Origin of the sequence: Micromonospora sp. WMMD712 (assembly GCF_029581295.1) — a bacterium.
GTDB lineage: Bacteria > Actinomycetota > Actinomycetes > Mycobacteriales > Micromonosporaceae > Micromonospora > Micromonospora carbonacea.
In genome coordinates, this window is sequence record NZ_CP120743.1 from 5953778 (window position 1) to 5967381 (window position 13604).

12 protein-coding genes are annotated in these 13604 nt (G+C 67.9%); 5 read left to right on the plus strand and 7 right to left on the minus strand.

All coding sequences use genetic code 11. The features are described 5' to 3' along the window. Positions 1 to 49: 49 nt before the first annotated feature. Positions 50 to 394, minus strand: a complete 345-nt coding sequence (locus O7633_RS26010; protein WP_282324266.1) for a hypothetical protein — start codon at positions 392 to 394, stop codon at positions 50 to 52. A gap of 135 nt (positions 395 to 529) precedes the next feature. On the opposite strand from O7633_RS26010, the gene O7633_RS26015 reads away from it, so the two are divergent. After that, entirely contained in the window at positions 530 to 2716 is a 2187-nt protein-coding gene (locus tag O7633_RS26015; protein ID WP_282324267.1) for an NACHT domain-containing protein, read from the plus strand. 216 nt (positions 2717 to 2932) lie between these two features. Here the strand turns inward: O7633_RS26015 and O7633_RS26020 are convergent, their stop codons facing one another. From O7633_RS26020 to O7633_RS26045, 6 genes are all read right to left on the minus strand, one after another. Next, a complete protein-coding gene (locus O7633_RS26020; RefSeq protein ID WP_282324268.1) occupies positions 2933 to 6070 on the minus strand; it encodes a helicase-related protein in 3138 nt (1045 codons plus the stop codon). Continuing rightward, positions 6067 to 6222 (minus strand): hypothetical protein, encoded by a 156-nt coding sequence (locus tag O7633_RS26025; RefSeq protein WP_282324269.1) that lies wholly within the window; start codon positions 6220 to 6222, stop codon positions 6067 to 6069. Before O7633_RS26025 ends, O7633_RS26020 begins: the two co-directional genes overlap by 4 nt. Positions 6223 to 6267: 45 nt before the next feature. Beyond that, on the minus strand, positions 6268 to 7818 hold the full coding sequence (locus O7633_RS26030) for a phospholipase D family protein (protein ID WP_282324270.1): 1551 nt from the start codon (positions 7816 to 7818) through the stop codon (positions 6268 to 6270). Continuing rightward, on the minus strand, positions 7805 to 9040 hold the full coding sequence (locus O7633_RS26035) for a DUF6361 family protein (RefSeq protein WP_282324271.1): 1236 nt from the start codon (positions 9038 to 9040) through the stop codon (positions 7805 to 7807). The genes O7633_RS26030 and O7633_RS26035 overlap by 14 nt, the downstream gene beginning before the upstream one ends. A gap of 163 nt (positions 9041 to 9203) precedes the next feature. After that, on the minus strand, positions 9204 to 10118 hold the full coding sequence (locus O7633_RS26040) for an IS5 family transposase (protein WP_282324272.1): 915 nt from the start codon (positions 10116 to 10118) through the stop codon (positions 9204 to 9206). A gap of 88 nt (positions 10119 to 10206) precedes the next feature. Next, positions 10207 to 10824: a DUF429 domain-containing protein gene (locus O7633_RS26045; RefSeq protein WP_282324273.1), complete on the minus strand. Its 618-nt coding sequence runs from the start codon at positions 10822 to 10824 to the stop codon at positions 10207 to 10209. Positions 10825 to 11188: 364 nt separating this feature from the next. On the opposite strand from O7633_RS26045, the gene O7633_RS26050 reads away from it, so the two are divergent. From O7633_RS26050 to O7633_RS26065, 4 genes are all read left to right on the plus strand, one after another. Beyond that, complete coding sequence (locus tag O7633_RS26050; protein ID WP_282324274.1) at positions 11189 to 11668, plus strand: DUF5662 family protein; 480 nt, start codon at positions 11189 to 11191, stop codon at positions 11666 to 11668. A 283-nt stretch (positions 11669 to 11951) separates the two neighbouring features. Further along, positions 11952 to 12479, plus strand: a complete 528-nt coding sequence (locus tag O7633_RS26055; RefSeq protein ID WP_282328649.1) for a DUF6244 family protein — start codon at positions 11952 to 11954, stop codon at positions 12477 to 12479. A 158-nt stretch (positions 12480 to 12637) separates the two neighbouring features. Then, complete coding sequence (locus O7633_RS26060) at positions 12638 to 13036, plus strand: hypothetical protein (RefSeq protein WP_278132305.1); 399 nt, start codon at positions 12638 to 12640, stop codon at positions 13034 to 13036. Positions 13037 to 13046: 10 nt separating this feature from the next. Then, positions 13047 to 13499 (plus strand): SitI3 family protein, encoded by a 453-nt coding sequence (locus tag O7633_RS26065; protein WP_282324275.1) that lies wholly within the window; start codon positions 13047 to 13049, stop codon positions 13497 to 13499. Positions 13500 to 13604 lie beyond the last annotated feature (105 nt).

Below are 13604 nucleotides of genomic sequence, written 5' to 3' on the forward strand. Positions count from 1 at the left end.
ATCGGCCCAACGCGGCCGGAGCCCTACCGGTTACGACCACGCCTCACATTCACATGCCGGCCCAAACCCACAATGGACGGAAGCTACCGAACCACCCTCTGAGGTTCCGACGCGCCCGCGGCATGACCAGCAGGAGGTCATCCCCCTGATAGGCCCAGGCGTACGGCGCAAGCAGGAACGCAACTGGTTCCTGACCGATCTTCAGGGCAATGTCCAGCTCACGTTCGCCCGCGCGGCCACGAGTTGCGGCGCCTAGAACGCGTTTGATCGCCACCTCGACGCCGTCCGCACGTTGGCCGGCGGACACCGCGCCGAACCCGCCGTGCCCAAGGTCAGCTGGCAAGATCTGGTACTCCTGCCCATCGCTCGCCGTGAAGCTGTCATTACTCGACACGTGGCCTCTCCGTGACCGTCGACGTGATCATGAGATCCGAGCTGACCCACCTTGAGCTGCGGCAGATCCTCCTGTAAGATCAATGTGCCAGTTAGGGTAGCAAGCCGGCGCTACGCAGCGCAACAGAGGGGAATCATGACGATCGGCGGCGAGGAGGCCAAGCCTGGCCCTGCGCAAACGCTGGCGTCTGCGCTCCGAGAACTTCACTCTCAGGCCGGCGCACCCAGCGCCCGCGCCCTCGCGAAGCAGATCGGTACGGTCAGCCACACCACGGTCTCGGAGGCGCTCGCGGGCCGCCGGACCCCGTCGTGGCCGATCGTGGCGAGTCTCGTGCAGCGACTCGCAGGAGACGAGGACCGATTCCGCGTCCTGTGGTCGGCCGCCACGGCAGAGTCGCCACCGCCTACCACGCCCGAGCGGGACGACCTCGCGTTCCTCGTCCGGTATCGCCAACGGGCTGCACAGCGGCATCGAGCCTCCTCCTTGCCGTGGCTACACCACGGTCGAGCGGACATCGTCGACCTTTACGTCCCTCAGCGGATCTTCGTGATCGACCGATCTGGCGATCCCGGCCCGAGCGCGACCACAGACACCTGGCGGCTGGATGGCCCGTATAACCGGGCTGTCCTCTTGGCGGGCCCGGGTGGCGGCAAGAGCGCCTTCTGCGCGATGCTTACTCATCGCCACGCCATCGATGACGATCTTCCTGTGCCGTTTCTCGTTCCCATCCGCGACTTCGCGGCCGAGATTCCGCTGGCACGCTCGGTGGTTGGGTTCGTCGAGCATCGCCTGGAAACCCTGTACCAGCTCCAGCCTCCAGAAGGATTCATCGAGCGCCAGCTGGCCACCGGCAACGCGTTGATCTTGTTTGACGGACTCGACGAGGTCCCGCTGCCGAGCCATCGCGCCCTGATCTCGTCGGTCATCGACCTACTCGCTGACGACTATCCCCGCGCCAGGATCCTTGTCACCTCTCGCCCAGTGGGATACGAGCGACAGGCACTTGATCCAGCGCGGTTTGCTGCGCTTGGCCTGGCCGACCTTGATGAGGGCGAGATCCGGTTGTATGCGCACAGGTGGTTCGTCCGCGCCGTCGACGTGTCACCCGATGACGCCGAACAGATGGTCGGTCGTTTTATGGAGGAGAGCGCCTCCGTCGGTGAGCTTCGATCAAACCCTTTACAGTTGTCTCTTCTGTGTGACTTGTATCGGCGCCTGGGCCACCTTCCCCGTTCCGGACCGGAGCTCTACCAGGCGTATTGGCAGAGCCGGCTGGACTGGGACGTAAGCCGGGGGATCAAGGTCGTCCGCCATCCAACGGCGGTGGATATGTCCGCACTGGGCTACCTGGCGTTCTGGATGCTGAGCCACGGCGCAGAAGACTGGACGATCTCCCGCGCGACCCTCCTCAAGGTGATAGGCGATTTCCTGAGCGAGCGGACGCACGATCGAGACAGCGTGGAGCACGCGGCCAGGCTGGAATTGGAGTTCCTTCAGCAGCGTGCCGCAGTCATCGTCCATCGCGGGCGTACCTCCGACGGCGACGAGGCGTACGGATTCTTCCATCGGACATTCATGGAGTTTTGTGCCGCCAATCATCTCGCTCGTACCGTCTGCAACGCTGCACGAGTGGCCCAGGAGCTTGCGCCACGCCTAGACAGTCCAGAGTGGGAAAACGTCGGGATGCACGCCGTGCAGATCGCAGGCCAGCTCAGGGACGATGGCGCGGACCAGGTGATTGATGGCCTGATCACGGAAGCCCAGAACTTGCCGGCAGCTCAACGTGACACCGTTCGCCGCTTCGTGCTGAGGCTGCTTGATGTCGTCGATCTTCGGCCCCGAGTTGCCCTTCGACTCGCCCACAAGGCGAACCTCGCGAAGCTCGCCGTGCAGCAACCTGCATTCACCGACCAACCATCGCTGCAACGATATGTGCGGAGGTGGCAGGTTTCCACAGCCGTACCCGACGACATCGCAGAACGCCTACGGACGGCTCGGGACCTGACGGCTCAGGCATTCGACCGCCCTGAGCTGGTGCCGGTAGCCGTGGCTTGGACCTGGTCGACGCTGGAGGCGGCGTTGTGTCGTTGTCTCGACGCGTCGACGGATACATCGCCGGCGATGCTGATCGGAGAGGCCACCGGACGGGGCATCCTAACGCCTCAGGCCACGACGAGTTTGAAAGCGGCGTACGCCCTACGGAGCCGCGCTGTGCACGGTGGTCTCGACACGATCATTCGAATCGACAGCGCGGTTGAGGCAATCGAGGCTATTCATAACGTGATCTCGGATGTCCACCGCTCCCCAAGACACGGTCAATAACACGGCCCAGTTCGGCCTGATGTTCCCGCCCGTACGCCATCAGGGCAGCGACGACGGCGCGCGTCTGGTCGAGCGAGAACGGGCACATGCCCGACGCGGATGAGTGGGTCCCGCACGGGCTCGGTGGCCCGCCAGTGGTGTCCCGGGTCATTGCTTGGATGATCGGGCCGAGCGACCCTGGGCGCCGCGTCGGGTCGAGTCGTCGGGCCTCGTCAATCAGGCTCCGCTCGGCTGAAGTCCGGCCTGCGGCCGGTTCATCATTGCTGTTGTTCTCTCTGGAGCCGGTCGTAGATCCAGGACCTCGGGCACGCCTGCCCCTTCGGTGTCTCGCCGTCGCAGCAGGTTAAGTAGGTCTTCCTGCCGCGGTTGGCCGAACGCCAGCCGGTACACCGCTAGGTCCGACTTGAGCCGGTCGAGTTTTGCCTGGTCGCGGCTGAGTGGGTAGGGCAGGACGTGTCGTTCGATCTTCGCGGCCCCGGGGAACACCCAGTACGGGGCGAAGTCGCCCAGTTCTCCGGATTCTGCTCGTGCCGCGTCGTAGAGGGCTTTCCAGACGTCCGGTTCGGGGGAACGCAGGGCCTCCGCACGGTGTGCGGCGGCGATGTTGCGGCGTATGGCGTGTCCGCCGAAGCGGTGGATGCGGCCTTCGCGTTGTTCGAAGTCGACGGGGTTGGCGGGGGTGTTCCAGTGCACGACGGCGGAGCACCACTGGTGGAAGTCGATGCCTTCCTGGCCGGCGCTGGTGGTGGCGACGATGAATGGCCAGAAGGGGCTGTTGAAGGCTCGGCGTACGACTGCTTTGCGGTCTGCTTGGGTTTGTTCTTCGCCGCGGCCGCCGTAGCGTAGCGCGAACCGGCCGGGCAGTTTGATCCGCTCGTCGGGGTGGTGTGGGTTGAAGGCTTCGTAGGTTGACGGTCGGGTGGCGATCGCCTGCCGTGCCTCATCGGCGAGCTGGCAGAGGTTCTTGTCGTCGAGGCGGGTGTCGGCGGTGCCGCTGCGTAGGGTGTGCAGGTGCTCGTCGAGGACGGCCTGTAGATCACCGGCGGCGCAGTAGCGCAGCACCGCCTGCCAGTAGACCGGGCCCATGGACAGGCTGTCGAGCAGTTGGGCGGATTCCGGCCGGTTGAACAGGGACCGCAGCCCGTTGGCCAATACCGCTGCGGCGCGCCAGTGCCCTGCGGAGGTGACTGCGTCGTCGGGGTGGATCAGTCGGGACAGTGCCCGCCAGGCGATGTTGCCCGGCGCGTGCATGCCGATCGCCGCGACGCTGCCGAGCAGACCGTGGAGATGGTCTGCTGCCGGGTATCGGGCGTTGTCGGCCAGCTCCCGGGCTCGCCCCACGTGCCGGTCCAGGCCGGTGGCCGTTGCGTCGTCGTCGGCGGAGGTACCCAGGGCGGCAGCGGCATCGTCGCAGCCGGGGTCTGCGCCGGGCCACCGGAAGACCAGTTCCCACGGCTCGGCGGGGGTCGCTTCGGTGGCCGCCGTATCGGTGGAGGCGTAAGCGAGCAGCCTTTCCCGCACCTCTCGTTCGAACACGGCCAGCGGTGTGGTCTCGTCCGGTCGCTGCCGGGCCAGGGTCAGTGGGTCGCACAGTGTGGCCAGGGCGGGATGGGGCCAGAAGATTGCCAGGGCGCTCATGGCCGCTGGGCGGTTGTGTTCGGTGCGGTAGTCGAGGTGCCGGCTTTCCTTTCCTTGGCCGCCGAGCTGGCGTTCGGCTTCGTAGCTGAGTAGTCCGGCCACTGCGGTGGGGGTGGCGTTCCAGGAGGAGAACAGCAGCCGCTTGGTGATGCCTTCGGCCGCTGCGGTGGCGAATGGTTCGTCGAGGGTGTGGTAGGGCAGGGATGGGGGCAGCCATAGCAGTTGCCACCAGCCCCGGTCGACGGTGTCCGCGGCGAGTCGCCGTAGCCGGCCGTTGCCGAGATCGACGGGTTCTCGTCGGTCGATCGTGTCGGCGTCGAGCAGTTGCGCGGTGGCCAGCAGCGCGGTGACGTTGGGGTCCGGTTTGCCGTCGAGCGCCTTGCGGACCTTGTCGCCGAGTTGGTAGCCGTCGAGGAAGTTCAGGAAGTAGGGGGCGGACTTCCAGTACTCGACCGACATCCGTGCGCCGACGGCGTCGGCGACCCGACGCATCGCCACGTAGCCGCGCACGTCACGGGTGTCGAGGTCGTCGGCGAGGTCGAGGTGTTCACTCAGCATCCCGTCCTGGCCCAGCGAGGGCCGTTCGGTGCGGCACATGACCCGCAACAACAGGGCGCGCAGCCGGCCGCGCAGGTCGCCGCAGGGTTCGCCGCGGACCAGGGCGTCCCGGTACGCCTCGAAGGTCTTCGTCACGTCGGCGTGCCAGCACTCGTCGTCGGTGAGGAAGCGCAGGACCTGCCGGAAGTCGCGGTAGTGGTCCTCGCCTGCGCCGGCTTCCTCGGCGAAGGTGAACGGTTTGTATGGGGTGGCCGACAGCAGCAGCACCCGGGCGGCTCGATGGTCGAACAGGTGCCGGGCGAGTTCGGCGCTGTCGCCACCGTTCGGGTCGAGGAGTTCCCGGAAGCGCTGGAACTCGTCGAGGATGACCAGGTCTGGGTCGAGGACCTCGACACCGGCGGTGGCCAGCGCCGTTCGCAGGGCACCGGTGAGCTTGCGGGTCTTCTCCCGCAGCGCGTCGGGCAGGGCGCGGCGTCGACCGATGCCGTCGAGTAGCGCGTCGAACTCGTCGAGCAGGCCGCCGTGGCGGGCACGACGCAGGAATCCCTCGGCGATCGTCGGGTCGACTTCTCCTTGGAGCTGCTCCCAGAGCCTGTTGCACTGATCCTCGAACTTCTCAGGGGTGGCGACGGTCGCCTGCAACGCGCGCAGCGCTGCTCGGGAGCGCCAGCCGCCCCACGAGTGGGCCTGTTCGAGGAGCAGGAAGATCAGCGCCCGCTCCTCCACGGCGCCGGTCCGCCAGCCCTGGTCGAAGGAGGTGCCCGGGGTGAACGCGATCAGGTTGATCGGCTTGCCGGTGGTGGCGGTCGCGGCATTGAGCCGATGTGCGTGCTTGGCGAGCAGGGTGAGCCGGCTGGACAGGGTGACGGTCTTGTCGGCGGTGACCCGCAGCCGGTCGATGTTCTGCCGGGCGACGTCCTGGTTGGAGCAGACGTAGATGACGTCTACCCGTTCCACGCTGTCGTCGTCCTGCAGCCGTTGCAGGGTCTGGGCGATGACGCCCCTGGCCACGACGCTCTTACCGAGTCCGGTCTCGTCGGCGACGAGGAACCGGCGGGTTGGGTCGGCACCGAAGTACCGGTCGACGACATGCGCGACGGTGGCGCGCTGGAAGTCCTTCAGGCCGGCCATGACCGGCCCCGCGTCGTACCGCTTCACCGGCCCACCGCCTCTGCGCTCGCGTCCCGTGCCTGGTCGATGACCCGCCACAGCTCGGTGAATCCGGGCGGCAGCAGCCGCCTGCTTTCGCCGTCGGCTTCGATACGGGCGACCAACCGGGCCAGGTCGTCGAGCTGCTCCGGGCGGTCCACCAGAGCGTTGAGTAGCAGTTCGAGGATGCCGGTGCCGCCGGTACGTCAGATGCCCTGCCCGTCGGCGTCGCCGCTCACGGCGGCGGCAGCTTCGGTGCCGAGGCCGAGCATCAACAGCAGGAACCGCAGGAACTTCTCCGGCGTGTCGATCTGCTGGGCGAGGACGTGGTCGAGCCGATGGGCCGGGTCACCGATCAGGGCGGCGAGGACGACGGTCTGCTCCCGGCCCGTACGGTCTTCGGCGACCACCAGGACAAACGGGGTGATGTCGGCCAACGCGAGCTCGGCGAACACTGCGGACACCCGGTGGCCCGGAACCAGCGGCACAGCTTCCCCACGGCGGGTGTGCAACTGCGCGGTGATCCGTACACCCGTCACCTCAGGAACGGCTTCCTGCGAGTCGAGCCGGATCTCGTAGCCGTCGGCTGAGGTCGTGACGGTGGCTGACATGGGTATGGCGGCGATGTCCCGGATGAGATCACGCAGGAAACCGGTGTCGGGTTCCGGCTCAGTGACTTCTTGGCGTTCGTGCCGTTCGAGGATCTCCCGGAAACCGGCGTCGGGACCGAGGAGGGCGTTGATCCCCCACCGGTTCCGGCTGCCGCCCAGTTCCACCAGCAACTCGACGTTGCCGCCGAACGCCGCGTCGGTGGCGTTCGCCGAGCCGAGCAGGACCCGCGCATGGTGGCCCTTCTCCACCACGTACACCTTTGCGTGCAGCCCGTGCAGCACCTCCTGGCCCGGCGGCGCCTCCTCGGCGGGCAGACCGGCCAAGGCGCTGACCACGAACGCCTCGGCACCGGTCAGGCACTCCTCGGGCAGACGGTCGAGCGCCTCCTGCCGGCTCACCACCGACAACGCCCCGCTGGGCGCGCACCGGTTCAGGCCACCCGGCGTGCAGAACGGCGAGATGACCAGGTGACGCGTCCCCGCGAAGTCTGGCGGGCGGCTACCAGGCACCCCCAGGGCGTGAAAGACGATCCCCTGTGCGTCCTCGGGTGGATCCCAATCGGCGCGACGCAGGTCCTCGCACAGCGCCTCGATCGCCGCGTGCCGGGCGGCCGGTAGCGGCGTGACCGCCAGCCGCACCGCATGCCGCAGAAGGTCGACCAGAGGCCGGTTGTCCTTCCTCATGCGGGTGCCGGGCACGCCATCCAACCGAAGGCACACGTCCCAGCTGCGATCCTTGGTCAGATTGCGGCTGAGCACCAGCAGCCGCAGCGACACCTCTCCCGTCGTGTCGTCGAGGAACCGCAGCGCCCACAGCTTGGGGTGGAACAGGTGACCCGGCTTGGGGCGGTGCACCTGGTGCACCATCGGCTCGACGAACGCCAACAGCGCCGACGCCCCTGACGGCACCACGATCTGCCCCGCCTGACAGAACACATCGATACGGTCCGCGCAGCGCCGCACACCCTCCATGACCGCGATCGGGTCCGCCGACTCCCGCAGGCCATGCGCGGCGAACGCCAACGGTGCGACCAGCAGACTCTCCAGATCCAGGGTGAACGTCAACGCCACCGCCCGGCACAACCGCGCCCCCGGCGGTGGGCGCAACGCGTCGAGCAACAGCGCGCGGGAGTCAGGCGCGAGCACCGGCAGCCTCCGAAGAACCCGCAGCGCAACCGTCGTGGATGTCGGCGAGGATCCGGCGAACCTGCGGCCAACGGAACACCAGCCGACGACTGCCCGACGCGCCACTCCACGTACGCAACAACTTGTCGTTGACCAAGCGCGACTGGCCCTTCTTCACCGAACGCTCCCGCTCACTGACGAGGCCCCGCAAGGTCGAGTCGACGGCGGCGTCGCCAGCAGCCCCACTGGTCACCGCGTCGAGCCACCGCTCGATGAACTGCCGGGCCTTGACGTTCGTGCTGATCCGGGGATTCCTCTCGATCAGCAGCGTCCACATCCCCGACCGATCCCAGCCTTTCAGGCCCGGCTCCGCCGACACCCGACCGCTCCACTTCGACAGCCTGTCGCGGTATCGGGCGGCCGGCTGTTCGTGCTCGGACAGGCTCGCCTGCTCGTACCGCTCGGCGACGAGCAGGTTGTACAACAACGCCGCACCATGCATCGCCAGCGAGAAACGCTGCGCATCCCGAACCAGGGAACCGATCGGCTCCGGCGCGGCCAGCGCCACCGGCTCGTCCCACGGCGCATCACCCTCCGACCCAGGGCGATGCGCGGGATCGAGCAAGTACGCCAGCAGGGTGCCAGGCACCGCGTCGATGATCCGCTCGCGCAGCCAACGAGCCTCGTCCGGGAGTAACCTCAGCCCACCCTCGACCTCCTGCGGAAAGTTCGCCGGCGCCCCGGGCAGGGTCGGATGCCAGCTACCGCGCGACCGCTCGGTCAGCTCATCAGCCTCGGCCAGCCGGGATACCAGCCGTCGGTCCGGTGCCGTGTCATCCTCACCGCTGCGGATGCCGTACTCCTGGAGAGCAACGGCGTAGATGTTCGAGGGCAGGGTGCGGACCCCGACTCCGGCACGCCTGCCGATCATGCCCTCCGTGTCGCTGCCGCGCAGCAGCGCGGCGATCACCTTCCGCTCGTTGCGGTCGACCCGCGCGGCGAGACGGTCACCACGTAGCCCACGCCGCTGCGCCTCCTGGTAGCACCAGGGCACGATCAACAGGTACCGTGCCCGGTTCTGCAGGACCGACGTGCCGGGGAACAGCAGGTCGCTGAAAGCGTCGCGGACCTGGCCGATGCCCAACTCGTCCCGGCTCTCCGTGTCGCTGAAGAGCTTGAGCAACTCGCGCATACGTTGCTGATCCTCGCGAGAAGTGTCCAGCCAACTCAGCCCCGAGGTCATGAGCGCCTCTCGCCTGCTCCGGTGCCGTCGACAAGGTCGCTGAGCGGCCCCGTGGGCAGGGCGATCCAGCCCTCGACCCCTGCGACCTGCCGCTGCTCGTCGTCGGGCCGGGTCGCCCTGCCTGTTGCGGCGGCACGTGCGTTGAGGGCCGCGACGACCGCGTCTAGGCCGTGTTTCGTAGGGCGCGGAGCCATTGGTTGATGGCGGCGATGGTGAGGGTGGCTTCGTAGCGCACGGCGAGTTTGTCGTACCTGGTGGCCATGGCGCGGTGTTGTTTGAGCTGGTTGATGCCGCACTCCACGGCGTGACGCAGGCGGTAGAGGTCGGGGTCGAACGCGGGCGGACGTCCGCCTTTGGAGCCTTTGGCCTTGCGGTGCGCGTCCTGGTCGGTCTTGCTCGGGATGCACGCGCGGATGCTGCGGGATCGCAGGTGGGAGCGGTTGGCCTTGGACGTGTATGCCTTGTCGGCCAGCACCATGTCGGGGCGGGTGCGTGGCCGGCCGCCACCGGCGCGGGGGACGCGGAGCCTGGCCAGCACGGGGATGAACTGTGGGCTGTCGCCGCGTTGTCCGGCGGTCACCACCACGGCCATCAGTTTGCGGCCTTGTTCGCAGGCCAGATGGGTCTTGGTGGTCCAGCCGCCCCTCGACCGGCCGAGCCCGTGATCTGCCGGTTCGGTCTGCACACCACCGGGGGGCTCTTTCTGCGCCTGACCGTCGCGGCGGGCCCCAGCGGCGTGGTGATGGGCGCGGCTGATGGTCGAGTCCACGCTCACCGTCCAGCCGATCAACCCCGCCGCGTCCGCTGCGGTCTGCAACAAGGTGAGAATCCGGGCCCAGACGCCGTCACGCTGCCAGCGCCGAAACCACCGGTACAGGGTCTGCCAGGGCGGGTAGTGCGCGGGCACGTCCCGCCACGGTGACCCGGTCCGGACCCGCCACCGGATCCCGTCGATGATCAGTCTCATGGTCCATCTGCGCGGCCGAGCATGACCCGTTCCCGCAGGCAGCAACGGCTCGAGTACCGCCCACTGCACGTCGGTCAGGTCATGTCGCCTCGCTGCCGCTACGCTCGGCACGAGGTCTCCGGTGTGAAGTTCTAGCTTGGTCGCTGAACCAACTACCGGAGACCTCCTCGATTAGCGACCACCGCCACGCCGTCGATCACTACGAAACACGGCCTAAGGCGTCGTGGCTGTGGCGACACAGCGCCTCGGAAGCGCCCAGCTCGAGCCAGGGTGCGGCCGCGCAGAGCGCGGTCACGAGGTCGGCATGCTGCGTCTTCTGGCCCCGTCCCTTGTAACCGCGGTACGTCAGTCCCCAGCGGCACAGGGCCGCAGCCGGGTACACCTCGACGAGTTTGCCGTCGCCGCACCGGTCGACGTCCTGGCCGTCGGCGGCCAGCATCGCCAACAGCCCGGCGCACCGGAAAGCGGCATGGGCGATCCGGTCCGCAGCGACGCTGAGCGGAATGATGCCGGTCGTCTCGCGTACCACCTCGTCGGTCAACCGGTAGGCCAGACGACGCCGCCACCGTGCGGCATCGCCGTCATCGACGGAGACGTGGCCGGACCAGTGGGCCGCGAGGAGCGCGACGAAGGGTTCCGGCCAGCCGAGTGGGCAGTCCAGCCCGACCTTGTCCGCGTCCTGGCTGGCCTTGACGATCTGGGCGTCACCGACGTCGAGGACCAGGTTTCGCACCACTGCGCGGTCCGACAGCCATTCGATGGTCGCCATCGCCGTACGTTTGTCCGCCGCTGCGAGGTCGACGCCGAGGGTCAGCACCGCAACACTCTAGGTGCCATCTATGCGATCAGACATGGCTCGACCGACCGTCGTTGTAGGACGTTCAGGTACGCGTGCCCCCCGGATCGGCGAGTGAGAGTGGCCCGGTCCGTGTGAGTGATTCTGCGCGAGCATGGCCAGGGCCTACCGTGAGTCCGTGGCCAGCTGGCTGTTGATGATCCATGCGGTGTCTCCGTGGGTGCTCGCGCGTTATGGGGCGGGGTCGGCGCGCGATGGACTGGGCCGGACGCCGTCCCGTGAAGCTGGGGCCTGACCGTGAACAGATGCACTCACGTCACCCCGTTGGACCAGACGATTCAAGCAAGATCAACCTTATCCGCACCACCCGACCCCGGAGGACACCGTGACCTACGACAGCCGCCCCGACACCCTTATCCACAGCCTCCGCGTCGGCACCCTCATGGGCGCCCCGATCAAGGAACTGATCGCCCGGTCCACCCAGCACGACCTGTCCAAGATTGAGCCGCCCGAGGTGGAGACGTACGACGAGTACGTGCCGAAGCTTCAGGCGGCCGTGTACGGCAGCGACGAGTACCGAGCCTGTCTTGCGGCGATGGGCGACGGCCTCGCTCACCACTACGCGCACAACGCGCATCACCCGGAACACCACGACCGTGGCATCAACGGGATGACCCTCGTGGACCTGATCGAGATGCTGGCCGACTGGCGAGCCGCGTCCGAACGGCGCGGCAGCGACCTCGCCGACAGCATGCCGAAGAGCTTCGAGCGGTTCGGCATCGACGCGCAACTCGCCGAGATCCTGACCAACACGGCCCGGCACCTCGGCTGGATCGCCGACGAGACCACCCGCACCGACCGATAGGACCGCCGCGACCCACCCGCTGCATCTGCAGGCCACCCGCACCGCCTGGGCCCTCCACACCGGCCCGCCAAGCGCTCGACGCCCACGTCGGCCGGGAGGCCCCGTCGCGCCCGCAGTGGTCGCGTGAACTGCGAGCCGGTGCTCGGTGGGTGCTCGTAGCCGTTGGACCGGTTGGCGTCGCCGGGATCGCCTACTGCTGTGCGGCGTCTGGTGACGTCGGTGCCGTGCCGGTAGGTTCAACTTCCTGAGGGGCTCTCGTCGTCAGGTGGAGGAATCCGGCAGCGTGTCGCACGTCGAGAAGATCACTGCAGAGCTGCGTACGCTGGCCGCCGGGGTCGAACGCGCGCAGAGTCTGGCTGCCGCTGCTGACCAGCAGGCGCAGGAGATCGGGCTGCGGGCTGCGGGTGCCGGGTTCGCTGCGGTCGCTGCGGGTGTGGCGCGGATTCGCGGGGCCATCGCCACTGTCCGGGGCGGACTGGGCGGTCTCGCCGGTGCCGTCGGTGATGCCACGAAGGCGACCGCTGGTGTCCCTCGGCAGGGCAGTCCAGGGGAGACAATCAACGGGCTGGCTCCGGTGCAGAGTGCGGTCGACGGCATCCGCGACCAGACGGCCGCCACGATCACGCACGTCAGTGAGGCGCAGCAGCTTGTCGTCGCGGTTTTGCAGGGTGGGCAGCCAGGGCCGCTCCTCCAGGCGCTGGAGAGCGTCAAACAGGTGCTTGTCGTGCTGGTCCAGCGCACCGCTACCACCCGCCAGGTGGTTGACGTGGCGATCGCCGAGGCGCGACAGTTGGGGTCGTCGGGAAATTGAGCGGGGCTGGCGGTGCCGTACCGGCCAGCCCTTCCTCGGTTTCCACACCGTCGGTCGGCGCGGGTGTGACGACGTCGTGGACGCGCAGGCCCACCGGAGAGCGCGGCGGCTCGCCTACCGGTCGACGTACCCGGATTCCTCCGAAGGAGGACGAACGCGTGCGGCGCTCCCTGGAACTGGAGAACGAATGCGCCGATACCGTCGCTGCTGAGGGATACCTGCTCCACCAGAACCCGACCAGGCAGGAGGTCGCTGACGCCCGGCTCGGTACCGGTGATTCCGGTAAACCGGGCAAGGATCCCGACTACCTGATCGAGGGACACGTCTTCGACTGCTACTCCCCGACGCCGGCGAAGAGCGTGCGAGGCGTGTGGAGCGGGGTTGACGACAAGATCGCCAGTGAGCAGACCCAACGGGTGGTGGTCAACCTCCACGACTGGCGCGGCGATCTCGCGGCGTTGCAGAAGCAGTTCGACGACTGGCCGATCGCAGGGTTGAAGGAACTGGTGGCGGTGACGCGCAGCGGGGCGATAATCCAGATCCTGCGACGAGACTGAAGGGCTATCCATGGCGACCGAGTACCGCTTGACGCTGGCCGGCGACGTTCCTCTCGATGTGCTGGCCGGCGTCGTCGCTCCGGAGGGTGTCGAGGAGTCGGCGGTAGATGGCAGGCCCCGGGTGTTGAGTGCGGACCTCAGTGATCGGTGTGGTTACACGGTGAGCATCTACGCCGGTTCCCACGGCTACTTTGAGGCCGAGGATGGTGACGGCTCGGTGTGGGAGTGGGAACCGGAGCGGTACGTCACCATCGGCTTCCGACTGGGTAAGGGCGAATCCTCCGACCGGGCGACGCGGGAGATGCTGGCGTCTGTGGCCCGGGTACTGGGCGAGCGGGCGGAGGACGCCGCGCTGATCCTCGACGCCGACTGGCTGCTGCTGACCCGCTTCTCCGGAAGGCTGCACAGACACGCGCCGAGTTGGTGGGGCGTTCACGGCGGGGAAGACCTTGTCGGCCAGTGAGTGGTTCGGAGTCGGTCGTTGGCGTTTACGCTGCTGACGAGGGGAGACATCGGCGGGTTCGCGGCAGGGGAACCTCTATCACCCGTCGGTGCCACCGGTGCCGTG